Here is a 21,194-nt window from a genome sequence, read left to right on the forward strand (position 1 = left end):
AGAAAGGTGACTGCGGTGATGAAATTCCTCTCCACGAAACGGCACAGTCGAGCAGCCAAACCCGTACTGTTGCTGCTGGCCTTAGTGGGGTGCGTGTACGCCTTTGTCAGTCCTTCGGCCTCCGGCCAGGCGGATACGAATGTGTCGACCCAGGTGGCCCAGGGCAAAGAAATCTTTCAGCAGAACTGCTCCTCTTGCCACGGTTTGAACGGCGAAGGCACCACCCAGGGCCCGTCTTTGGCTGGCGTCGGAGCTGCCGCGGTTGACTTCCAGATGGGTACTGGCCGTATGCCAATGGCTCGCCCTGAGGCTCAGGCTCCGTCGAAGAAGACGAAGTTCACTGACGAGGAGATTGCCGCAGTTGGCGCATACGTCGCTTCACTCGCACCCGGACCGGAGGTTCCCTCCTCGCGGAGCCTCAATACCTCGAACTTGAAGTCTGAGGAACTAGCCCGAGGTGCTGAGCTATTCAAGACCAACTGCTCGGCCTGCCACAATATTGAGGGTCGCGGCGGCGCCCTCCCCGAGGGTGCTTATGCTCCCTCCCTCATGAAGACCTCCGACAAGCACATTTACGAAGCTATGCGCACTGGCCCACAGCAGATGCCGGTGTTCTCCAAGTCCGTCATTACCGACCAGGACGCCCGTGAAATTATCGGCTACCTGCAGACCACTCATGCCGAGCCCAATAATGGTGGCTTTGCCCTTGGTGGTATTGGCCCGGTCACTGAGGGCCTGTTCGGTTGGATCATCGGCATCGGCGGCCTAGTCCTGGTCGCTGGATGGCTGGCACGAAAGGGGGCTCGCGCGAAGTGAGCGATAAATACACTGAACGCAACGAGCTGCCGGTCGAGAACCCGGGGGTCGAACCCTACGTTGAGCGTTACACCGACGCTAATCCGAGGGCCGGAAACCGCGCATACCGACAGGTTTTGACTCTTCTCGGTCTGGTCCCAGTTCTTGCTATTGCTTTCGTCGTCGTGTACTTCGCAGTGCCTCGCGACGCGACCGTCGAAATCGGTCCGTTGTACATGAACGCTTCTACCTTCGCGCTGGGGTTGTGCGCAGGGCTCGCGGTGCTATTCATCGGCATTGCGTGCATCCACTGGGCCAAGCAGATTATGGGGGACGAAGAGATCATCCAGGAGCGGCATCCGGTCAATTCCGATGCCACTGATCGTGGGGAATTCGCCAAGCAGTGGCGTATTGGCGCCGAGCAGTCCGGACTTTCCCGACGCAAACTCATCGGCGGGGCCCTTGGGAGCGCCATCGGCATTATGGCTGTGCCGGCTATCGTCACCCTCGCTGACCTGGGCCCCAAGCCTGGATCGGGAACTCGTCGCGCGACGATTGAACGGACCATCTGGGCTGAAGGTGTGCGGCTGGTCAACGACATCACCTTCCAGCCCATCAAGGCCTCCGATCTCGAAATTGGCCAGCTCGTCAACGCGGAGCCCGAGAACCTCAAGGACCTTGAGGGGGCTGAGTTCCAGCGCGCGAAAGCCAAGGCTGCCATCCTTATCGTCCGAATGGATCCTGACTCCATCAAGATCCCCGAATCCCGTAAAGACTGGCAAGTCGGCGGCATCTTGTCGTATTCCAAGATCTGCACCCACGTCGGTTGCCCTGTCAACCTCTGGGAGCAGCAGACGCACCACCTGTTGTGCCCTTGCCACCAGTCGACCTTTGACCTAGGCGACTCCGGTGTTGTCGTCTTCGGCCCTGCCGGACGCTCGTTGCCACAGCTACCCATCACCGTTGACGGCAAAGGCTACCTGGTCGCTCGAAGCGACTTCACCGTTCCGGTAGGCCCGTCCTACTTCGAACGAGACTCTCGTCACGACTACAAAAAGGGTGACAACTGATGGCCCGGCCAACTGGCATCGCCGAAGAATCACCCACCCTGCGCACCGCGACGGCTGACGATAGGCCATCGGGTCGCGGAATGCGGATTGTCAACTGGCACGACGACCGTCTGGGGCTAGCTAAGATGGGCAAGGAGAACCTGCGCAAGGTCTTCCCTGACCACTGGTCCTTCCTACTGGGTGAGATTGCCCTGTACTCTTTCGTTGTCCTGCTGCTCACGGGCGTATTCCTGACCATCTGGTTCAAGCCGTCAATGGCCGAGGTCGACTACAACGGCCCCTACCAGCTACTCAAGGGAACACCCATGTCGGAGGCCTTCGCCTCCACTCTGGATCTCTCCTTCGAGGTGCGTGGTGGCCTGCTGATTCGCCAGATCCATCACTGGGCGGCCATTCTCTTCGTGGCAGCGGCCACCGTGCATATGCTGCGTATCTTCTTCACTGGCGCTTTCCGCAAGCCCCGTGAAATCAACTGGCTGATCGGCCTCGGCTTGCTCATGCTCGCCATGGTCGAGGGCTTCGCTGGCTACTCGCTTCCTGATGACCTGCTATCCGGCACCGGTCTTCGATTCGCCGATGGCCTGATGCGTGCCATCCCTCTGGTGGGCACCTGGGTTGAATTTTTCGTCTTCAACGGTGAATTCCCGGGAACCGCAATTGTCCCCCGCCTATACATGGTGCATATCCTGCTCATCCCAGCACTGATCCTCGGGTTGGTGGCCGCCCACCTCACGCTGGTCGTCTACCACAAGCACACCCAGTATCCGGGTCCTGGACGCACCGAAAAGAATGTCGTGGGTTACCCGCTGTTCCCGGTGTACGCGGCCAAGGCTGGCGGTTTCTTCTTCGTGGTCTTCGGTGTGTTGACTCTCATGGGCACTTTCCTTCAGATCAACCCGGTCTGGAAGTTCGGGCCCTACAACCCGGGCGAGGTCACGGCCGGATCCCAGCCCGACTGGTACATGGGCTGGCTTGAGGGTGCTGTGCGTATCACCCCGAACTGGGAGTGGCACATCGGTCACACCACCTGGAGTTGGAACATTTTCCTTCCGGGCGTGTGCCTCATGGGCGTGTTGTTCACCCTGCTGGTGGCGTGGCCCTTCGTCGAAAAATGGATCACTGGTGACGAGTCCGAGCGCCACCTGCTCGACCGCCCGCGAAATGTCCCGACCCGTACCGCACTCGGCGTTGCCGCCATGAGTTGCTACGCCATGTTCTGGCTCTCGGGAGCCAACGACATCGTCGCGACCCACTTCCACCTGTCGCTGAACGCGATCACGTATTTCATGCGTGGCGCGATCTTCGTCGTCCCGATCATCACCTACCAGATCACCAAGCGTATTTGCGTAGCTCTGCAGCGAAACGACCGTCAGCGTCTACTCCATGGGTCGCCCTCCGGCGAAATCATTCGCGAACCTAATGGTGCATTCCACGAAGCTCACGTACTGGTCAGCGACGATGAGGCCTGGACCCTCACCCAGCACAAGACCTACCCCGTCCTCACGGCTGGATCGATCGACGATCGTGGTCGCAAGGTCAGCAAGACGCGTGCTCGCTGGATGAAGTGGTTCCTTGGTGACAACGCTCCCAAGGTCACCCATGAAGAACTGGAGGCAGCTCGCCATCACGCCGAGATCGGCTCTGGTCGCTCCGCCACCCAGGCAGAGATCACCGACTGATCCCCGCTTTAACTAGCCCCGGAAGACAGTTCGTTATGCGGGTCCTGTCATATCCGGACACGTAGCCGTTGCCAGTTGCGCTCCCACACGATGGGGTCGGGCGCATGGTCACGAAGCATCGCCGTTCCTCCACCAAGCCCCTCCTCGTCCCAGTGCTGACGAGCGTGAGCCACAAGGTGTTCGGGCAGAGTCCCTCGAACACTCGTCACCCGCCACCAGTCCACTTCCTGACCCTCACGCGCCATGATCGTGCCGACTCGACGCGGCGACGTGCCCACGAGCTCGGCAATGTCAGAATACGACACGACCGTACCGGCGGGCAGAGCTTCTACCGCCGCAAGCACGTCATCTACCGTCGTGGGCATGGCTCCAGTGTGCCGCGTCGCGCGCAGACATGACCCACCGGTGGTGACGTGGGACAATAGCCACGTGCGTTTTCTCAACGAGCAGCCAAACTACGACCTGACGTATAACGACGTTTTCATGGCACCAAACCGTTCCTCGGTGGGGTCCCGCATGAACGTCGATCTCACGTCAACGGATGGGTTAGGTACTCCCCTGCCCCTCGTGGTGGCCAATATGACCGCAATTTCCGGACGTCGCATGGCGGAGACCATCGCCAGGCGCGGAGGTACCGCAATTCTGCCCCAGGATATCCCAGCGGACTTCGTCGCTCAGTCCATTCGGCGCGTCAAGGACGCCCATACTCGATTCGACACCCCGGTCACCGTCGATCCGACGACGACTGTGGGCGAGGCCATGAACTTGCTTAACAAACGCGCCCACGGCGTCGTTCTTGTCATTGAGGATCATCGCCCGGTCGGTTTGGTCTCCCCCGCTGAGGCTGAAGGCGTGGACCGATTCGCTCAATGCCATGAGGTCATGACAACCGACCTCACCCTGGTCGGTCCTCAGGCAAGCCCAGATGATGTTTTCCAGGCCCTCGCCGAACGTCACCAGAAGGTCGCGGTAGCTATAGACGAGCACGGCATCCTCGTCGGCATCATGACGTCGCGAGGTGCTTTACGCACTGAAATCTATCGTCCTGCTGTGGATCCGGACGGACGCCTCATGATCGGCACTGCAATTGGCATTAACGGTGACGTCGCGGGACGCGCTCGTAACTCTCTGGAGTCTGGTTCGGACGTGCTCGTCATGGACACCGCCCATGGCCACCAGGACCAGATGATCCGTGCTATCGGGATCGCCGACGAGGTCCGCACAGCGTTTGAAACAAAGACCGGCCGACGGGTTCCCATTGTCGCCGGCAATATCGTTACCCGAAGCGGCACTCTCGACCTGCTGGAGGCGGGCGCAGATATCGTCAAGGTCGGCGTTGGACCGGGCGCAATGTGCACCACTCGAATGCAGACCGGTGTGGGACGCCCGCAGTTTTCGGCAGTATTGGAATGTGCCGAGGCTGCTGCCGAAGTTGATGGTGCTATCTGGGCTGACGGAGGTGTGCGTCACCCCCGCGACGTTGCCCTCGCCCTTGCCGCAGGTGCCGGATCGGTCATGATCGGCTCGTGGTTTGCAGGCACCCACGAATCGACCGGAGCCATGCTCATCGACCACGACGGCCGAGTGTACAAGGAGTCCTTCGGCATGGCTTCGGCTCGTGCCGTGCGTCACCGCACTCGCGAACGCAGCGCCTTCGAGCGAGCTCGCGCCGCCCTTTTCGAAGAAGGCATCTCCCAGTCCAAGATGTATTTGGATCCCCAGCGTCCTGGCGTCGAGGACCTCGTCGATTTCATCACCTCCGGGGTACGCTCTTCATGCACTTATGCCGGGGCCGCCAATCTCGCTGAATTTCGTGAGAAGGCCGTGATTGGTGTGCAATCCCCCTCTGGGTACGAGGAGGGACGCCCACTGCAACGCAGCTGGACGTGAGCTCGTGGCGAACGGTCAATGCGTGGCCTGCGACCTAAACCATCCGGCCTTAATGTGGGCCTCATGACAACGCATCGGATACTCGTGATTGGGGGCCACGGGCACGTGGCCAAACACTTCACCCAACTTGCCACCTCGCAGGGGCACCAGGTTGACTCGGTCATCCGCCGCGACGGCCAGGCAGACGACATCACCTCGTGGGGAGGTAGCCCGGTCGTGGCGGACGTAACGACCTTGCGTCCTGCACAGTGGGACGACCTCATCAACGACCACGACGCCGTGGTGTGGTCGGCAGGAGCCGGCGGCAATGGTGGGCCAGAAGACACCTACGCTGTCGACCGGGACGCATGTAACGCCCTTGTCGATGCTATCGGACGGTCTCCTCACCGTCCGCGTTTTGTGCTCGTCTCCTGGTGTAGCAGCCCTAACCATGGCGTGCCCTCCGATAATTCTTTCTTCCCTTACGCCGACGCCAAAGCAGCTGCTGATCGCCACACCATGGATTCATCGATTCGGTGGACCATCCTTGGTCCGGTAACACTGAGCCATGATCCAGCCTCTGGCGTCCGAATCCTCACCGAGGGTGACGAATACCGCGATATCACGGTCTCGCGTGAAACGGTCGCCAAGGCGGCTTTGGCATGCCTTGATGACGACATCACGGAGGGCAAGTTCATTCGTTTTTGCGACGGACCAATGCCGATTGCCGAGGCGTTTTAACCTCTCCCACGACATCATGGTCGTTCGGTAGGCGGAAGGTCTCGGCATCGTGGGCCATCGGGACATCCCCCACGATTCCGCGGTACCGGCTGATCTGAGACTTCCAGCCTGAGCTTATGCAGGCGCCGTGGCGCACTGTGTCATCAGAATGTCACGTGTCTGTCGAGGCCAGCTGATACCCAAGGCCGAAAGCATCTATAAAGCTAACTGCATACGTGTCTCACACACCATAGGCTTAGGAAACGAACATATTCGCATTCCTAGGTTCTCAACGGGCGTGCAACCCCTACCGTGTCGACGTTCAGGCCAGACACGAAGGGGATTGCGCGTCCTTAACTGCACGATTTCGGCAGATGTCGTTAGATGAGGGTGCCACATCGAGAAGTGACGAAGCGAAAAGTGGAGGTACCTCAGATCGCTTGGCAACTGGATCGGTCCCGTCGGTCGTGTCATACGGTCTGTGTAGGTGGTCGAGGATGACTGGGAGAAAGTCTAGCGGCACGGGAATCCGTCGATGGCAAGGTCGATGCAGATCTTCGGACAAGCTCATCGAACGCGTCACCGGAAGAGGAGACAATCCAAGGCCGGTCCGCAACCTTATAGGGGTTCGCGCTCAACTACCCTGAGCGATTCCCCAACCGCTAAAAAGCCCGATCCATTTACACAGAATACTTGGCACGCTCTGACAGCCTCGTGTCATCACGCACACCTCACCGTGGCCACACGAAGGGCTCGTAAAGAAAGTATATGCGATATAGCTCCTCGTTTCCGGAGAATTTATGTGAGTGTCGTCGCCCTCCTTGACCAGCCACGGTTCTATCGAATAATGTTCTCCTCAGCATTGGACGTTGCCGCCCAACCAGTCGGACGATAGGTCCATCCCTACATCACAGAAGGAAAGAATAACGAAATTCAAGAAGGTCGCGACCATCGTCGCAGGATTGACCATGGCGATCCCCGTGGGCTTGGCAAGCCAAGCGAATGCAGGGAGTAACCTTTGCCCCTCCAAACAGGTTTGTCTCTTTGTCTCTACGAGGACAATAATTTCGTTGGTCTCATGGGATACCGACGCGCTGACCTCGGCATCACGAATGTAAGCAGCAAAATCAGTCACGTTATGTCATCATGTGAAAATGAGTCAGGCACCGGGACGCCAGTGGCAGGGGTTCTTGCCGAAACATACTCGCCCACCGATCGGACAACGACATCAACACCTGGGATGATAATGGTGCTCACCCTCCTGTCCCGTCATAAGCGTCCCACCATACAAAGGCCAAGAACCATATGAGTCCCCACAATCAGCGGGAAATCGCTGTCCAAAACGTTCACATCAGGCAATGCCCTAGTCCATGCGATCAATAACGTCAGCGTATCTTTCACCCATTCCGGAGTGCACCTCCTCATGGGGGAAAGCGGATCAGGAAAAAGTACCCTCATCAATCTCCTGGCTGGTTTGGACACCCCAGATTCGGGGTCCGTCTACGCAGAAGGCGTCACCGTATCTGATCAGAGCGAGGCGAGCAGAGCCCGATTTCGATTACGCCACATCGCCGTCATCTTCCAGGACGACAACCTCATCGCCGAGTTGACCAATACCGAAAACATTGCGCTACCTCTGTGGGCGCAAGGTAAATCGAAGTCCGATGCAACAGAAATCGCCCACGAAGCCATGCGAAAACTGGGAATCGAGTCATTAGGCAGGCGCCACCCCGGCGAGGTCTCGGGTGGCCAACGGCAACGCGTCGGAGTTGCGCGGGCACTGGCCAGCGAGCAACGCATCCTCCTCGCTGACGAACCGACCGGCGCGCTCGACTCCACGACATCCGGAGAGCTCTTCGAACTGCTGGGAAACCTCGCACACGACGACCAGATGTGCGTCATCGTGGCCACACATGACCCACTCGCCACGAAGCACTGCGATTCTGTCACCACCCTACTGGATGGGCATCTCGTAGCATGAACAGAAGATTCACAACCCAGACATTCCGCATCTGGACTCGAAACAAACACCGTATTGGCTTAGCATATCCATTCGCAGTGGTGATCGCTTGCTTCATCGCCCTGTACCTGACGCTGTCATCCTTCGCCCTCACCGGTTCACAGAAAAGAATTTGTTACCTGGATGGCCATGACGCATCCGTCACCATCAGCCAGGCACAAACAACTCTGCGCCCTGCCCAGGGCACGGTAATCGATCGACTGAGAAAATCCGGGGCACGGAACATATCCGCCATCACCACTGGTTCCAGCTTCCAAGTTGACGGCCTTCGTACCACCGGATTGTCGACGGGTTTCCAAGATCGAATTCAATACATGGAATGGGCCTCGGGTTCACCCGCATCGCGATATCACCTGACCGATGGCCATTGGCCCTCCAGTCCGGGAGAGGTTGCCCTGTCCGAACCTTTGGCCGCACGTCTCCACGACCCCAGCCGCATCCATGTCTTCTCCGACACCTCACGATTGCGGGTCGTAGGGGCATTTCACGATGCCTACGCCACAGACGCTTTGGTGGCCATCGGCCCCGCGGGCGGCTGGAAATCCATGTCTGCCGCGGCGTCTAAAGGCTACCCGTCGCTGTCGCCCATCATCGAATACGTCTGGGATGGCCTGCCGCTCAGCGCCGCCATACCCTTATTCAGCAAGCTGTACGGGACTCCGACTGACTTACTTGTCACATCCAGCCGTGATGGAGCAAAGATCTCCGCAAGCCCCCAAGTATCGTTGACCTCTCGAAGCCCTTATCTCGTGGTGATCCCTTGTTTCTTGCTCACGGGTGCCGTCCAGCTCACCGTGATGGCTAGGATCGCCACATCCATCCGCGCACAGCGGCGATCAATGCTGAAACTGGGGATTCCGCTATCGGCAACGCTCTCGTCCGCACTCGGTTCGGTCCTCGCCATCTGTCTGGCGGCATGGTCGGTGGGTGTATGTGGAGGCTGGATACTCGGAATGGCCCTTCGCAGATTCCTGGTGCCTCACCTACTCACACAACCCATCAGTCCACCGGTGTCGATCGCCCCATTAGCCATGACACTCCTGGCACTCACTGTCGCCATGAGTATCGCGGCCATTCCACTGACCGGCCCGCGGGCTGGTGGGCGAAACAGGGCAACACCGCGCCATGCCCGGGCGGCAACAACGCTACGGTGGGTCAGGCGAGTAGCTGGTGTCCTTCTCATTATTGGCGGACTACTCGCACTCCAAAACCGGGCCCAACTCGACGACGTCATGCATGGCGCCATCTTCGTCTCATCCGGAGTCGTCCTCCTCGTGCCCGATCTCATTTCCGGAATCATCTCGGTCGTCAAGCTTCCAACACCCGCTGGTCTGCTGGCCGTAAAGACGCTGCGCTTCAGCGATGCACGAATTCGGATCATGGGGTCAGCGTTGTGTCTATGCCTGGTGATCCCTGCCAGTGTCAACGTCATCATGACCTCATACCAGCAGTCAACGGCAGCGCTGAGCATGGCCCCGCCGGACACCTTGATCCTGCAATCGCCAGATGGCAACCCAGTACCAAAAGACCTTCCCCGAAGCATGCAGGCTGCGACCGGCATAAAGCGTGCCGTCAAAGTCGACATGCTCAGTGGCGAGATCACGTCGAACCATCACTCCGGAACCGCGCGGGCCGTCATGGTCGTATCATCCCCGGAAGACGCCGAACGAGTACTCAATATGAAGCTCACGACCAAGGAGCGCGCAAATCTCAATAACAGTTTCATGCTGTCATTTTCAGATGGCCCAGCAAAGACAATCCTCGCGCTAGACGATGGCCGCCGAGCCGCAATCCCATCCAGCCGGGTCGAGGTCAACCCGACATGGGCATACACCTATGGAGGCGTCATTGTGAAAGGGACCCTAGAACGAATCCGAGCCCAATCGACACCACACCAGTGGGTATACACGGGGGTCCAGAAAGGCGACATCGCCAAGGCCGTCGACTATGTCCACCGCCAGGGCCTCGATCCACAACTACTCACCTACCACGTGGAACCGGAACCTCCCCAGATGCCTTTCTCCTGGTGGATGGTGTGCCTGACTCTCGTCATCATCGCAGCCGGTATCACCGCCAGCGTCTCCGCGTCATTCGGACACACTGCACGAAATCAGAGTCGACAGCTACTCGCCATAGGACTCCCAAAACGGCTGGGCGCAACGATACCCATCCTCGAGAGCATGCTTCTCGTCGGATTGTGCTCCGTGATCGCGAGCGCCCTGGCAGTTGTTCCGGTCGTGGTCGGGCAGAGCCTGTCTGAGTCCTTTACGTTGTGGGTGCCGAAAGACTGGGTCATCCTGTGGTGTACCGGACTTGGACTACTGATTGTGTTGTCCCCTTTGGCTGGGCTCCGCGCGATCAGGGCACGAGAACGTACTGTCGATGCACTGATTTAAATCCAAGGACAGGAAATTGCTGCCGCGGACTCTCAAATACAACAGGTCAGTGAGCGTAATCCCCACGGTAGTACTCAAAAGCCCAGCCCGACGCAGCCCAGATGCCGATACCCAGACCGAGCAACGAAATCCACCAACCGAAGATCGGGCCAAGGCACATGATGGCGACAACGAGCGCGCACCAGAACGGCCAGATACTCTGTGGCGGGAAAAACCCGATCGGCCCGGCACCGTCGATCACCTCGGCATCCTTCTCGTCAGAGGGTCGAGGATTGATCTTCTTGGCGATGACCTGGACGTAGAAGAACACCATCAGGGCCATCGCCGCCGACAGTCCGAGCACCCAGGTGCCGGCCACTTCATGAGCCGTGAACCAGTACACCGGGGTGACGACGAGGTAGAACAAACCAAGCCCGCCAAACACCCAACGTTCCGGTTTCATCAAACACCCTCCTTGCCCAGGCGGACGAGCTCGCGCGGGCGAGCTTCCTCAGTTTCGGAGGTCAGAGCAGCCTCCGGATGATTGACGTCGAAAGCTGGGGAGGTGGAGCGCACGCGGATCATCTTCGTGAAGTTGTGGGTGGGTGGCGGGCACGAGGTAGCCCACTCAAGGGTACGGCCCCAACCCCATGGGTCAGCGACCTCGATATTCGGGTCGTGACGGGTGGCCCAAACGTTCCATGCGAACGGCAACATCGAGATAGCGAGCAGGAAAGCACCGAAGGTTGACACCTGGTTCAGCAGCGTGAAGCCCTCCCAGGCTCCGTAGTCGGCGATCCGACGCTGCATACCCTCGACGCCGAGCCAGTGCTGGACGAGGAAGGTGGTGTGGAAACCGACGAACAGAGTCCAGAAGTGGATCTTGCCCCAAGTCTCATTGAGCATATGTCCAGTGATCTTAGGCCACCAGTAGTAGAACCCGGCGAACATCGCGAAAACCACGGTGCCGAACAGCACGTAGTGGAAATGGGCTACCACGAAGTAGGTGTCGGACACGTTGAAGTCCATCGGCGGGCTAGCGAGCATGACACCAGTGAGACCGCCGAACAGGAACGTCGTTAGGAAGCCGATAGCAAAAAGCATCGGCGTATCGAAACTCAACGATCCGCCCCACATCGTGCCGATCCAGTTGAAGAACTTCACACCCGTGGGAACGGCGATCGTGAAAGTCATGAAGGAGAAGAACGGCAGCGAGACCGCGCCAGTCACGAACATGTGGTGAGCCCACACAGATACCGACAGTCCACCGATAGCCAGGGTTGCGAACACCAGGCCGACGTAGCCGAACACCGGCTTGCGACTAAACACCGGCAGCACCTCAGTGATGATGCCAAAGAATGGCAAGGCAATGACGTACACCTCCGGATGTCCGAAGAACCAGAATAGGTGCTGCCACAGGATCGGGCCACCGTTCGCAGCGTCGAAAATGTGGGCTCCCAGAGCCCGATCAGCTTCAAGGACGAGCAGACCGGCCGACAGGACTGGGAAGACGACCAGCACCATGATCGAGGTGATGAGAATGTTCCAGGAAAAGATCGGCATCCGAAACATCGTCATGCCGGGGGTACGCATGAGGATGATCGTCGTCACGAAGTTGACGGCACCAAGGATGGACGACAGACCGAGAAGGTACAGACCCATCACCCACAAGTCTCCGCCAACTCCCGGGGAGTTAATCGCATCCGACAGCGGAGCGTAGGCGAACCAGCCGAAGCTGGCAGCGCCACCGGGGGTGAGGAAACCGCTACAGGCCATCAGGGAGCCGAACAGGTACAGCCAGTACGCAAACTGGTTAATGCGCGGGAACGCGACGTCGGGGGCGCCGATCTGAAGCGGCATGAAGTAGTTCGCGAACCCGGAGAACAGCGGGGTGGCGAACATCAGCAGCATGATTGTGCCGTGCATCGTGAAGAGCTGGTTGAAGGTCTCCTGGTGCATGAACTGCATGCCCGGATAAGCCAGCTCGGCTCGAATGAGAAGCGCAAGGATACCGCCGAAGGCAAAAAAGAACAGCGACGTACCGAAGTACAGTCGGCCGATCTTCTTGTGGTCGGTAGTCGTCATGTAATCCCACACGAAAGCACCGAAGCTAGTCGTGCGCCGCTCCTGGCGGGTAGCTGCGGGAGGTACGGCGATGGACGCGCTGGTCACTTCTGCTCCCCCTCCTTCGATTCGTTGGTGGTGAGCGCAGCAACCGAATTCGCAGGCTTGATCTCACCGATGTCGCCCTGAGCCTTGAGCTGGCGTAAGTGCTTGTTGTAGTCGCCAGCCGAAACCACATGCACCTTGAAGATCATGTTTGCGTGGTAAGTGCCGCACAACTCAGCGCACTTACCGTCATAGACACCGATCTTCGTCGGGGTGAGGTCAAATTGGTTGGGATGCCCCGGGATAACGTCCATCTTGAAATAGAAAGCCGGCACCCAGAACGAATGGATAACGTCGGCAGACTTGAGGTGGAAGCGCACCGACTGGTTCACCGGAAGATAGAGATCCGGAATCTTCTCGATGGTGCCGATCTCGTGGGTGATAGTACCGCCGGCATCAGGGTTGCTGGCCTCCATATAATTGAACGTCCAGGACCATTTCTGCCCAACAACATTGACAACATGCTGAGGCTCGGGATCCTTATGGAGCACCTTATTCTCAGTACGGACGGTGTAGAAGAACAGCACGCCGATAACGAGGAGGGGAACGATGGTGTAGAGCACCTCAAGCGGAAGGTGATATCTCGATTGACGCGGAATCACCGGGTCTCCGTCCTTGCGACGGAACTTGAAGGCCGCATAGCCGATTAGGCCCCATACAAACACACCGATGACAAGCGCTGCGACCCAGGCACCAATCCACATATTGCCCATATGCACAGCACGATCGGACGCTGGATCGACGAGACCGAGACGAGCAGCCCGCCCGGGCCCAGTAGCGCCGCAGCCGCTGAGAGTCACTACCGCAATCACCGCGGCGCAGGCACCACCAACTCTTCCGACAGCACAGCTGCCGCTTCGGGGCACGTCCCACTCGAGGTCGTGTCGCCAGCTGAGTCTGCGTCCCACAGCTCGCCCTTTCCCCTACTGCAAACCCGCTCCCGACCCGATGGTGAGAACAGGCGACTGTTGTGTCTGTCACATCGAACAATAGCGAAAACAAGGCGTTTCGTCCGCCCAGTAGGACTGACGAAACGCCTCAATGGCCCCAGTGAGCCTGCCCCGGGAAACTGTTCCCGATTCTCAAGACCAGCTCAGTGGAAGGAGTCTCCACAAGCGCAGGTGCTAGTTGCATTGGGGTTGTCAATAGTGAACCCCTGCTTCTCGATGGTGTCCATGAAGTCGATTGTGGCGCCCGCCAAGTACGGGGCGCTCATATGGTCGGTGACCACATTGACCCCACCGTAGGTCTTGACAACGTCACCCTCAAGGTGACGCTCGTCGAAGAACAGCTGGTACCGCAGCCCCGAGCAACCGCCAGGCTGCACAGCCAGACGCAACGCGAGGTCGTCACGACCCTCCTGATCGAGCAGGGCCTTCACCTTCGCGGCAGCTGCGTCGGTAAGGATGATTCCGTCAGCGGAAGGTGGGGTAAGAGTGTCAGTCATATGGGCTCCATGAACGTATGATGGACGGTCCCGGGAGATGACTCGGGTGGTCGATCCTGATGGTCCGGGCGGGTGTGTCATCCCGTCGCGCCGTCCACTGTATCCGCACCACGCCATCTACACCGAACAATCGCGGTTCAGCGCACAGCGGAACATGGCAGTACGGACGGAATCATCCAGGGATAAGGCCATCCCCGACCGGGTTCTCGGACAGCCAGACTGAGACTTCCTCAAGTGTCGCGGAAACATCGGGAACGATGAGGTCTGAATCGACGATGTTGTCGTCAGCAATCGCAGTTCCGACAGTCCGCACCGTCGCCACCAGCTCAGTCAAGGCCTCGGTAAGCTCATTCTGGGAGGCTATGTCGATAGCATGCTCAACGCGGGCATCGATGCGGTTAAGGTGCTCCATTTCGGTGTCAGGCACCTGCCACTGACCCTCACCAACGATGCGAATGATCATGATTGATCCTCCTGACGTCGCACAGATCGTGATCCCATTTGCGGGTTCGTGCCGTTTTCGGCACCGGTCTCAAGTTCCGGGGTGGAATTATCACGGCCCACCCCCAGCTGGGCCTTCATAGCCGATAGTTCAGCGTCGATGGCATGGTCGTTGCCCAGGCTGTCGAGCTCCCGGGTGATGTCGTCGCCGTAGCTGCGGGTGGGATCCTCGATAGCTCCACTAGCCATGAGCTCGTCAACAGCTCCCGCTCGTGCCTGCAGCTCCATGGTCTTATCTTCAGCTCGGGTGATCGCCATGCCGATGTCGCCCATCTCCTCATTGAGACCTGTGAAGGCCTCGTTAATGCGGGTCTGAGCTTCAGCTGCGGAATAGCTTGCCTTGATGGTCTCCTTCTTGGTGCGGAAAGCGTCCACTCGGGCCTGAAGGCGCTGGGAGCCGCGGATAAGCTTCTCCTCCTCAGCCTGCAAGGTGGCATGCTGGGTCTGCAAATCATTGAGCTGGGCCTGCAGAGTTGCTTTGCGGGTCAAAGCCTCACGGGCAAGATCCTCGCGGCCCTGTTGGAGAGCGCGACCGGCGGCGTCCTGCATCTTGTCAACATCGACCTGCAGTTGATTCATCTGCAACTCGACGCGCTTACGGCTCGTGGCGACGTCGGCGACGCCCCTGCGCACCTTCTGCAACATGTCGAGCTGCCGCTGGTAGGAGTAGTCGAGAGTCTCACGCGGATCCTCGATCTTGTCGAGGGCCTTGTTCGCCTTAGAACGGAAAACCGTCGAAAGTCGTGCAAATATGCCAGCCATAGGTGGAGTCGAATCCTTCCCCTTTAGTGCTTGAGGACTCCGGGAAGTCGTCAGCGTTGCGATTGCCTGATCATATAGGGTACGGGATTGCGCAACATCAACAACAGCAATACCCGTACAATCTTCTCAGCCCAGACAGGGTCGCCCGGCTGGAATACACCACCGAGCGCGCGAAGACGACACACAAAAAGGATAGATCGTGGGACTGTTCCGCCCCTACGAACAGGGAGCCAGCAAGAAGGCCGAACCGACGGAGGAGACCGTCACGGAAGTGCCGGGATCCGATGCTGAGTCCTCCCCTTCCTCAGCCACCGCGGCTGCCAAACACGCTCCGAAACCCTCGCCAACCGACAAGGCGCAGCGGTCTGACAGGCCAGGCAAAGGGCACCACATGACTGCCCATAAGGCGCCAGCTACACAGCCAACGACCTCATCCCGACACGCCGCGAAGAAGGGGCCGACACCAACCCGCGCCGAGGCCGAAGCTGCCCGTCGTCAGCGGCTCAACCCGACACTGAGCAAGAAAGAGGCCCGAAAACGCGAGCGTCTGGCCAAGCGTGAACGCCAGGCGGCAGCTATGGAAGCGGCCGAGCGACGCCCAGAGCGGGGTTACCTGCGCGATTACGTTGACTCGCGTTGGACCTTCAGCGAATTCATCATGCCGATCTTCCTGGCGGTCATGGTGATCTGGCTAGCTATGCTCTTCATCGCTCCGACCGCTGTTGGTGTCATCAACGCCATGTCCCTGGGCATGCTGATTGTGATGATCCTCTGGCTCATTGATTCCTGGCGACTGTGGCATGGAGCAAAGAAGCGTATCCGAACCCATTACCCTAACGCCACCCTGCGTGGCTTGTGGGCTTACCTCAACAACCGCGCTATGACGGTGCGTCGCTGGCGCAATCCGGCACCGCGCGTCGAGCGTGGCGAAAAGATTGACTAATAGCCCTGAGGAGACGCAGTCATGATTGTCTTATGGGTATGAGTTACTCATGGGTTTTCAAACAGTCCCGCGTCACCGTCAAGGGGGCCGAGCACCTCAGTGAGCTCGGAGCTGGGCAACAGTTCGAGTCCCAGGCGGAGGCCGAAGCATGGCTCTCCGAAATCTGGCCTGACCTGCAGGATGCTGGAATCGACGAAGTCACCCTCGTGGAAGACAACGATGTCGTTTATGGTCCGATGGGGCTATCAGAGGAATGAACGTGGACCTTCACGGTCTGCCAGCTCATTACCGCGCCAAAAACTGTCAACACGGCTCCCAACCCAATAACAGTGGGACGGGACTGAGCGATGGAACGATGCCGTTGCTCGTACGTCTGCACGGTGTCCGTATAGGTCGCAGTGTATGTGGCCTTGTGGCAGGTATCCCCCGGATGCATCTTGACGCCTCGACAAGAGATTGTGGGCGCGGCCATCACAACGATTCCCCACACCAACAAGGCAACTCCAGCCACAACGACGGCGACGTCGAGAGCCAACCGAAGCTTGGAATGACTCGCGCGACCCAGCGGTGCACTGTGCTGTGTCGACGGTGTAGAACTCACGAACTCACCATACTGACGGCTCATTGCGACCGCACCGCAACGGACTTGACATCCCTCGGCTAGGCTGCACAACAAGGTGCCCCCGGGAATGACCGGGCCCATCCCGAAGTATTTGAAGTATTTACCGAATAGAACCGTCCATCGAATGAGAGGAATCCTCGTGGCCAACAGCATCCAGCTGCCCATCCGCCCGCGTCCCGACCTCAAGGTCTCGCGCAATGCTAACGGCGCCGACGTCGTGATTGCCGGTTTGGTCGAGGGTTCCCAAGGCCCAGTCGTCCAGGGGCTGGCACCTCGCGCTGTCAAGGAAGCTGAGGAAACCTTCGGCGCTCCGCTGGCCGAGGTGGCTATTCGCGCCGGTGGATCAACCAAAATTGGTTCCACCGTGGTACTACCGTGGTCGGGAAACAGTCTCGTTTTGGTCGGCTGCGGAGCTGGGGGATTCGATGGCGAGACCCTACGCAAGGCTGCCGGTTCCGGTGCCCGGGTCGCCGCTGACCTGTCACACGGCACTAGCCTCAAAGTAGCCGTTGACATGGGTACGGGCTCCGCCGAACAGGTTCGGATCGCCGCCGAGGGAGCCTTGCTCGGCTGCTACCGGGTGCCAACCATTACCGCCACCTCGAACGAGCCCGAGGTCTCAACCGTTACGATCGTGTCCAATGCCCGGGGCGCTAAGCCTGAACTCGACAAAGCCCGCATTCTTGCTGATGCCGTCTACACCGCGCGCGACTGGGTGGACGCTCCCGCCAACCTGCTCTACCCGAAGACCTTCGCCACCTCAGTGCAATCTTGGTGCAAGAATCTCTCGAACGTCACCGTCGACGTACTCGACGAGAAGGCCCTAACGCGGGAAGGTTTCGGCGGTATCCTTGCGGTAGGCGGAGGCTCAGCCCACTCCCCGCGTCTGGTTCGCGTGGAATACGCCCCGGAGGGAGCCACCACCACTCTGGCTCTGGTAGGTAAGGGCATCACCTTCGACTCCGGCGGCCTCAACATCAAGACTGCTGACGGCATGTACACCATGAAGTGCGATATGGGCGGTGCTGCTGCGGTACTTGCTGCTGTCGGCGCGATTGCCCGCCTCGGTCTCAATGTTCGTGTGATCGTTTACGGCTGTATGGCCGAGAATATGCCGTCAGGATCGGCATGGCACCCCTCCGACGTCGTCACCATGTACGGCGGGACGACGGTTGAGAACGGCAACTCCGACGCCGAGGGACGCATTGTCATGGCTGACGGCCTAGCTCGCGCCTGTGAGGACGACCCCGACTTCATCGTCGACATTTCCACCCTCACCGGCGCCTGCATGGTAGCCCTCGGTAACCACACCGCAGGTGTCATGACCTCGGGAGCTCAGGCAGCCGACACCTTGCTGGACGCTTCCGAGGCTGCTGGCGAAGACTTCTGGGAGCTTCCCATTACCAAGGAAGTGCGCGAAGGCCTGCATTCCGACATCGCCGACGTCAAGTCCTCCGGAGCCCGTGAAGGTGGCGCGATGCTCGCTGCGGCTTTCCTGCAACGTTTCGTGACCCCAGGCACCGACTGGGCCCACCTCGATATTGCCGGACCGGCATACAACGGCGCCTCAGCCCACGACTACACCCCAATCCAAGGAACCGGATTCGGAGTGCGCACCCTAGTCCAGCTCGCCGCACATTTGGCTGACTAATCGCGTACATCACCGCTGGGGCAGGGGCTACGAACCCTGCCCCTCGCCGTATTCAGACGACACTTTCTGAACCCAAAAATGGGACCAACTGCACATTTGGCCATAGTCAAGCTAGGCTTGCCACGAATCCGTCGCGGCTTGCAAAGGAGCTCCAACACATGTCGACCGAAGTCACTCTTCCCGCATTGGGTGAGTCCGTCACCGAAGGCACCGTGTCCCGCTGGCTCAAGGCTGTCGGAGACACCGTCGAGGCCGACGAACCCCTACTCGAGGTGTCCACCGACAAGGTCGATACCGAAGTCCCCTCCCCCGCCTCCGGCACCCTGCTTGAGATCAAGGTCCCCGAGGACGAAGACGCCGAAGTCGGCGCCGTCCTGGCCATCATCGGCGACCCCTCCGCCGCGGAGTCGGCTCTCGAGCCCGCCAAGTCGTCGGCCGAGCCCGCGGAGAATATCGAGCCTGAGCCGGTGAAAAGCGCAGCCGAGGAGGCCCCGGCGCCAGCCGTGCCGAAGCCCGCAGAGACTCCCACATCCGCCCGCACCAATGAGGTCGCCCCGCGCGCCACCAACCCATCGTCCGACGTTTACGTCACCCCGCTAGTCCGCAAGTTAGCTCGGGAGAACAACGTCGACCTGTCGACGATCACCGGTACCGGTGTCGGCGGCCGTATTCGCAAGCAGGACGTGCTAGCTGCGGCCGGTAAGTCCGATGAGACTCCCGTCGCTTCCCCGGCACCGGCTGCAGCCCCTTCCCCGTCTGCTCCGAAGTCGGCTGGCTCGGCCCGTAAAGCCTCCCAGGAAATCTCTCCGGAGGCTGCCGCTCTGCGCGGCACCACCGAGAAGATGAGCCGCCTCCGCAAGGTCATCGCCTCGCGGATGGTCGAGTCCCTGCAAGTTTCAGCTCAGCTGACCGCCACCGTCGAGGTGGACATGACCGCCATCTCCCGCATCCGCAAGGCGGAAAAAGCTGCTTTCAAGGCTCGGGAGGGAGTTGGCCTGTCCTACCTTCCCTTCATTACTAAGGCCGTCGTGGAAGCCCTCAAGCAGAACCCACGCTTCAACGCCAATATCGACACCGAGGCCGGAACGATCACCTACGGCTCTGCTGAGAACATCGGGATTGCCGTTGACACCCCGCGCGGGCTACTGGTTCCTGTCATCAAGAACGCCGGTGACCTCAATATCGCTGGGCTGGCCCATCAGATTGGCGATCTTGCTGCTCGCACACGCGACAACAAGGTCACCCCCGACGAACTGTCCGGCGGCACTTTCACCATCACTAACTATGGCTCGGCTGGTGCCCTCTTCGACACCCCGATCGTCAACCAGCCCGAGGTTGCCATTCTCGGCACCGGTGCCCTAGTCAAGCGCCCGGTCGTGGTCACCAACGAGTTTGGTGAAGACACCATCGCCATCCGCGACATGATGTACCTTTCCCTATCCTACGATCACCGTCTCATCGACGGAGCCGTGGCGGCTCGCTTCCTGTCGGGCATCAAGGCCCGTCTGGAGGAGGGTGACTTCGCCGGGGAATTCTGACCTTTTGGAAACCATGAGGAACGTGAACTCGAGGAACTGAATACTCAGGGCAAATGAGGTGGTGGGATCGATCCCACCACCTCATTTGCCTGTACTCGTCCTTTGGGGACATTGCTCGGGCTTGGCGACTCGGCGGTTACGCCACCCATTGCGAGATCAACACTATGATCGCAAGGTGTGATGCAGCAGGACCCTCCCACACCTCAGCCCTACACCCCGCAAATAGTCGATGGAGTGAAACCCCACGGATGGGTTGACCATCCCGCCGGGCTACGGTTCGAATACCTGGGGATTGCAGATACCCCTCCCACCCGCACTGAATACAACGAGTGCTGGGCCCATCAGCGCGAGGTGCATGCTGAGGTGTCCACCCACCAGCGCCCCAACACGGTCATTTACGTCGAACATGATCCCGTCTACACAGCCGGACGACGCACCCGTAAAGAGGCTTATCCTTTCGACGGCACTCCGGTCGTTCCGGTGGATCGTGGCGGTGAAATCACTTGGCATGGCCCTGGCCAGCTTGTCGGATACCCGATTGTCTTCTTGCAGCGCGGTATCGGCGTTGTCGACTATGTGCGCCGAGTGGAGGAAGCCATTATCAGGTTCGTCGCTGAATACGGATTACGGGCCGGGCGCGTCCCAGGACGAACCGGAGTCTGGTTTCCCTCCGATGGGATGGGCCCAGAGCGCAAAGTGTGTGCGATCGGCATTCGCGTCTCTCGCCAGACTGCAATGCACGGTTTCGCCCTCAATATCGACCCCAGCACTGCTGGTTTCGACAACATCATCCCGTGTGGTATCTCTGACGCTGACGTTACCAGCATGGCGAACGAACTGAGGCGTCTGTACGGGCCCGATGCCGAGGTTCCCTCAATGCTAGAGGTGGCTGGCAACCTCGAGCCCATCCTCACTGAGATGATGTCTTTTCAGCCCTATGAAATGAGCCCAGACATTCCACGTCGGGAGCACCCAGCGTTTTTGCATCCTATGTCGTGATCCTGTCTGCTGCCTTGGCTACAGTTCGCCCTAC

Annotated in this window: 21 protein-coding genes and 2 pseudogenes; 13 read left to right on the forward strand and 10 right to left on the reverse strand. The window is 59.4% G+C overall.

The genetic code is table 11. The annotated features are described in order from the left end of the window. Positions 1 to 18 precede the first annotated feature (18 nt). From qcrC to qcrB, 3 genes are read left to right on the forward strand one after another with little or no spacing between them, the layout of a single operon-like run. On the forward strand, positions 19 to 816 hold the full coding sequence (gene qcrC, locus F1563_RS03700) for a cytochrome bc1 complex diheme cytochrome c subunit (protein ID WP_002527699.1): 798 nt from the start codon (positions 19 to 21) through the stop codon (positions 814 to 816). After that, the gene (qcrA, locus tag F1563_RS03705; RefSeq protein ID WP_002527700.1) at positions 783 to 1,865 is read left to right on the forward strand and encodes a cytochrome bc1 complex Rieske iron-sulfur subunit; all 1,083 of its coding nucleotides are present in this window, start codon (positions 783 to 785) and stop codon (positions 1,863 to 1,865) included. The genes qcrC and qcrA overlap by 34 nt, the downstream gene beginning before the upstream one ends. Further along, complete coding sequence (qcrB, locus tag F1563_RS03710; protein WP_002527701.1) at positions 1,865 to 3,544, forward strand: cytochrome bc1 complex cytochrome b subunit; 1,680 nt, start codon at positions 1,865 to 1,867, stop codon at positions 3,542 to 3,544. The genes qcrA and qcrB overlap by 1 nt, the downstream gene beginning before the upstream one ends. A 47-nt stretch (positions 3,545 to 3,591) precedes the next feature. On the opposite strand, the gene F1563_RS03715 is transcribed toward qcrB, so the two are convergent. Further along, positions 3,592 to 3,909, reverse strand: coding sequence for an MGMT family protein (locus F1563_RS03715; RefSeq protein WP_002527702.1), 318 nt, complete (start codon positions 3,907 to 3,909; stop codon positions 3,592 to 3,594). Positions 3,910 to 3,952: 43 nt separating this feature from the next. On the opposite strand from F1563_RS03715, the gene F1563_RS03720 reads away from it, so the two are divergent. Both F1563_RS03720 and F1563_RS03725 read left to right on the forward strand, forming a co-directional pair. Next, positions 3,953 to 5,434, forward strand: a complete 1,482-nt coding sequence (locus F1563_RS03720) for a GuaB1 family IMP dehydrogenase-related protein (RefSeq protein WP_036958331.1) — start codon at positions 3,953 to 3,955, stop codon at positions 5,432 to 5,434. A gap of 63 nt (positions 5,435 to 5,497) precedes the next feature. Beyond that, positions 5,498 to 6,154, forward strand: a complete 657-nt coding sequence (locus F1563_RS03725) for an NAD(P)H-binding protein (RefSeq protein WP_002527704.1) — start codon at positions 5,498 to 5,500, stop codon at positions 6,152 to 6,154. 332 nt (positions 6,155 to 6,486) lie between these two features. Here the strand turns inward: F1563_RS03725 and F1563_RS03730 are convergent. Then, positions 6,487 to 6,704 (reverse strand): annotated as a pseudogene (locus F1563_RS03730) (hypothetical protein). A 285-nt stretch (positions 6,705 to 6,989) separates the two neighbouring features. After that, a complete protein-coding gene (locus F1563_RS03740) occupies positions 6,990 to 7,268 on the reverse strand; it encodes a hypothetical protein (protein WP_002527706.1) in 279 nt (92 codons plus the stop codon). Between F1563_RS03740 and F1563_RS13485 the strand changes: the two are divergent. From F1563_RS13485 to F1563_RS03750, 3 genes and pseudogenes are all read left to right on the forward strand, one after another. Next, a pseudogene (locus F1563_RS13485) lies at positions 7,212 to 7,408 on the forward strand (hypothetical protein). The gene F1563_RS03740 and the pseudogene F1563_RS13485 overlap by 57 nt on opposite strands. A gap of 148 nt (positions 7,409 to 7,556) precedes the next feature. Further along, positions 7,557 to 8,114 carry an ABC transporter ATP-binding protein gene (locus F1563_RS03745; protein WP_002527708.1) on the forward strand — a complete coding sequence of 186 codons (558 nt, stop codon included), beginning with the start codon at positions 7,557 to 7,559 and terminating at the stop codon, positions 8,112 to 8,114. Next, complete coding sequence (locus F1563_RS03750; protein ID WP_002527709.1) at positions 8,111 to 10,549, forward strand: hypothetical protein; 2,439 nt, start codon at positions 8,111 to 8,113, stop codon at positions 10,547 to 10,549. Before F1563_RS03745 ends, F1563_RS03750 begins: the two co-directional genes overlap by 4 nt. 46 nt (positions 10,550 to 10,595) lie before the next feature. Here F1563_RS03750 and F1563_RS03755 read toward each other — a convergent pair whose 3' ends face one another. From F1563_RS03755 to F1563_RS03785, 6 genes are all read right to left on the reverse strand, one after another. Further along, positions 10,596 to 10,991: a cytochrome c oxidase subunit 4 gene (locus F1563_RS03755; protein ID WP_002527710.1), complete on the reverse strand. Its 396-nt coding sequence runs from the start codon at positions 10,989 to 10,991 to the stop codon at positions 10,596 to 10,598. Beyond that, positions 10,991 to 12,700, reverse strand: coding sequence for an aa3-type cytochrome oxidase subunit I (gene ctaD, locus F1563_RS03760; RefSeq protein ID WP_002527711.1), 1,710 nt, complete (start codon positions 12,698 to 12,700; stop codon positions 10,991 to 10,993). Before ctaD ends, F1563_RS03755 begins: the two co-directional genes overlap by 1 nt. Next, positions 12,697 to 13,605: an aa3-type cytochrome oxidase subunit II gene (gene ctaC, locus F1563_RS03765; RefSeq protein ID WP_443090027.1), complete on the reverse strand. Its 909-nt coding sequence runs from the start codon at positions 13,603 to 13,605 to the stop codon at positions 12,697 to 12,699. Before ctaC ends, ctaD begins: the two co-directional genes overlap by 4 nt. A gap of 185 nt (positions 13,606 to 13,790) precedes the next feature. Further along, positions 13,791 to 14,144, reverse strand: coding sequence for an iron-sulfur cluster insertion protein ErpA (gene erpA, locus F1563_RS03770; protein ID WP_002527713.1), 354 nt, complete (start codon positions 14,142 to 14,144; stop codon positions 13,791 to 13,793). A 172-nt stretch (positions 14,145 to 14,316) separates the two neighbouring features. Next, positions 14,317 to 14,607 (reverse strand): PspA-associated protein PspAA, encoded by a 291-nt coding sequence (gene pspAA / locus F1563_RS03780; RefSeq protein ID WP_002527714.1) that lies wholly within the window; start codon positions 14,605 to 14,607, stop codon positions 14,317 to 14,319. After that, the gene (locus tag F1563_RS03785; RefSeq protein ID WP_002527715.1) at positions 14,604 to 15,407 is read right to left on the reverse strand and encodes a PspA/IM30 family protein; all 804 of its coding nucleotides are present in this window, start codon (positions 15,405 to 15,407) and stop codon (positions 14,604 to 14,606) included. Before F1563_RS03785 ends, pspAA begins: the two co-directional genes overlap by 4 nt. Positions 15,408 to 15,606: 199 nt before the next feature. Between F1563_RS03785 and F1563_RS03790 the strand changes: the two genes are divergently transcribed. Continuing rightward, positions 15,607 to 16,350, forward strand: a complete 744-nt coding sequence (locus F1563_RS03790; protein WP_002527716.1) for a DUF3043 domain-containing protein — start codon at positions 15,607 to 15,609, stop codon at positions 16,348 to 16,350. Between the two features lie 38 nt (positions 16,351 to 16,388). Next, entirely contained in the window at positions 16,389 to 16,607 is a 219-nt protein-coding gene (locus F1563_RS03795) for a hypothetical protein (RefSeq protein ID WP_036958309.1), read from the forward strand. On the opposite strand, the gene F1563_RS03800 is transcribed toward F1563_RS03795, so the two are convergent. Next, complete coding sequence (locus tag F1563_RS03800; RefSeq protein WP_002546523.1) at positions 16,577 to 17,053, reverse strand: hypothetical protein; 477 nt, start codon at positions 17,051 to 17,053, stop codon at positions 16,577 to 16,579. The genes F1563_RS03795 and F1563_RS03800 overlap by 31 nt on opposite strands. Positions 17,054 to 17,096: 43 nt before the next feature. Between F1563_RS03800 and F1563_RS03805 the strand changes: the two genes are divergently transcribed. From F1563_RS03805 to lipB, 3 genes are all read left to right on the forward strand, one after another. Beyond that, positions 17,097 to 18,623, forward strand: coding sequence for a leucyl aminopeptidase (locus F1563_RS03805; protein ID WP_040695260.1), 1,527 nt, complete (start codon positions 17,097 to 17,099; stop codon positions 18,621 to 18,623). Positions 18,624 to 18,673: 50 nt separating this feature from the next. Further along, the gene (gene sucB / locus F1563_RS03810; protein ID WP_268869496.1) at positions 18,674 to 20,161 is read left to right on the forward strand and encodes a 2-oxoglutarate dehydrogenase, E2 component, dihydrolipoamide succinyltransferase; all 1,488 of its coding nucleotides are present in this window, start codon (positions 18,674 to 18,676) and stop codon (positions 20,159 to 20,161) included. Between the two features lie 180 nt (positions 20,162 to 20,341). Further along, positions 20,342 to 21,160, forward strand: a complete 819-nt coding sequence (gene lipB, locus F1563_RS03815; protein ID WP_002546521.1) for a lipoyl(octanoyl) transferase LipB — start codon at positions 20,342 to 20,344, stop codon at positions 21,158 to 21,160. Positions 21,161 to 21,194 lie beyond the last annotated feature (34 nt).

It is taken from the genome of Cutibacterium modestum, from assembly GCF_008326345.1.
Taxonomy (GTDB): Bacteria; Actinomycetota; Actinomycetes; order Propionibacteriales; family Propionibacteriaceae; genus Cutibacterium; species Cutibacterium modestum.

Coding starts and splice junctions, on each gene's coding strand:
- F1563_RS03785 (WP_002527715.1), bottom strand. CDS start 15,407: ATGGCTGGCATATTTGCACGACTTTCGACGGTTTTCCGTTCTAAGGCG.
- F1563_RS03800 (WP_002546523.1), bottom strand. CDS start 17,053: ATGGGCCCGGTCATTCCCGGGGGCACCTTGTTGTGCAGCCTAGCCGAG.
- pspAA (WP_002527714.1), bottom strand. CDS start 14,607: ATGATCATTCGCATCGTTGGTGAGGGTCAGTGGCAGGTGCCTGACACC.
- F1563_RS03715 (WP_002527702.1), bottom strand. CDS start 3,909: ATGCCCACGACGGTAGATGACGTGCTTGCGGCGGTAGAAGCTCTGCCC.
- F1563_RS03755 (WP_002527710.1), bottom strand. CDS start 10,991: ATGAAACCGGAACGTTGGGTGTTTGGCGGGCTTGGTTTGTTCTACCTC.
- F1563_RS03795 (WP_036958309.1), top strand. CDS start 16,389: ATGAGTTACTCATGGGTTTTCAAACAGTCCCGCGTCACCGTCAAGGGG.
- F1563_RS03725 (WP_002527704.1), top strand. CDS start 5,498: ATGACAACGCATCGGATACTCGTGATTGGGGGCCACGGGCACGTGGCC.
- erpA (WP_002527713.1), bottom strand. CDS start 14,144: ATGACTGACACTCTTACCCCACCTTCCGCTGACGGAATCATCCTTACC.
- qcrA (WP_002527700.1), top strand. CDS start 783: ATGGCTGGCACGAAAGGGGGCTCGCGCGAAGTGAGCGATAAATACACT.
- qcrB (WP_002527701.1), top strand. CDS start 1,865: ATGGCCCGGCCAACTGGCATCGCCGAAGAATCACCCACCCTGCGCACC.
- F1563_RS03805 (WP_040695260.1), top strand. CDS start 17,097: ATGAGAGGAATCCTCGTGGCCAACAGCATCCAGCTGCCCATCCGCCCG.
- F1563_RS03750 (WP_002527709.1), top strand. CDS start 8,111: ATGAACAGAAGATTCACAACCCAGACATTCCGCATCTGGACTCGAAAC.
- qcrC (WP_002527699.1), top strand. CDS start 19: ATGAAATTCCTCTCCACGAAACGGCACAGTCGAGCAGCCAAACCCGTA.
- F1563_RS03745 (WP_002527708.1), top strand. CDS start 7,557: ATGGGGGAAAGCGGATCAGGAAAAAGTACCCTCATCAATCTCCTGGCT.
- lipB (WP_002546521.1), top strand. CDS start 20,342: ATGCAGCAGGACCCTCCCACACCTCAGCCCTACACCCCGCAAATAGTC.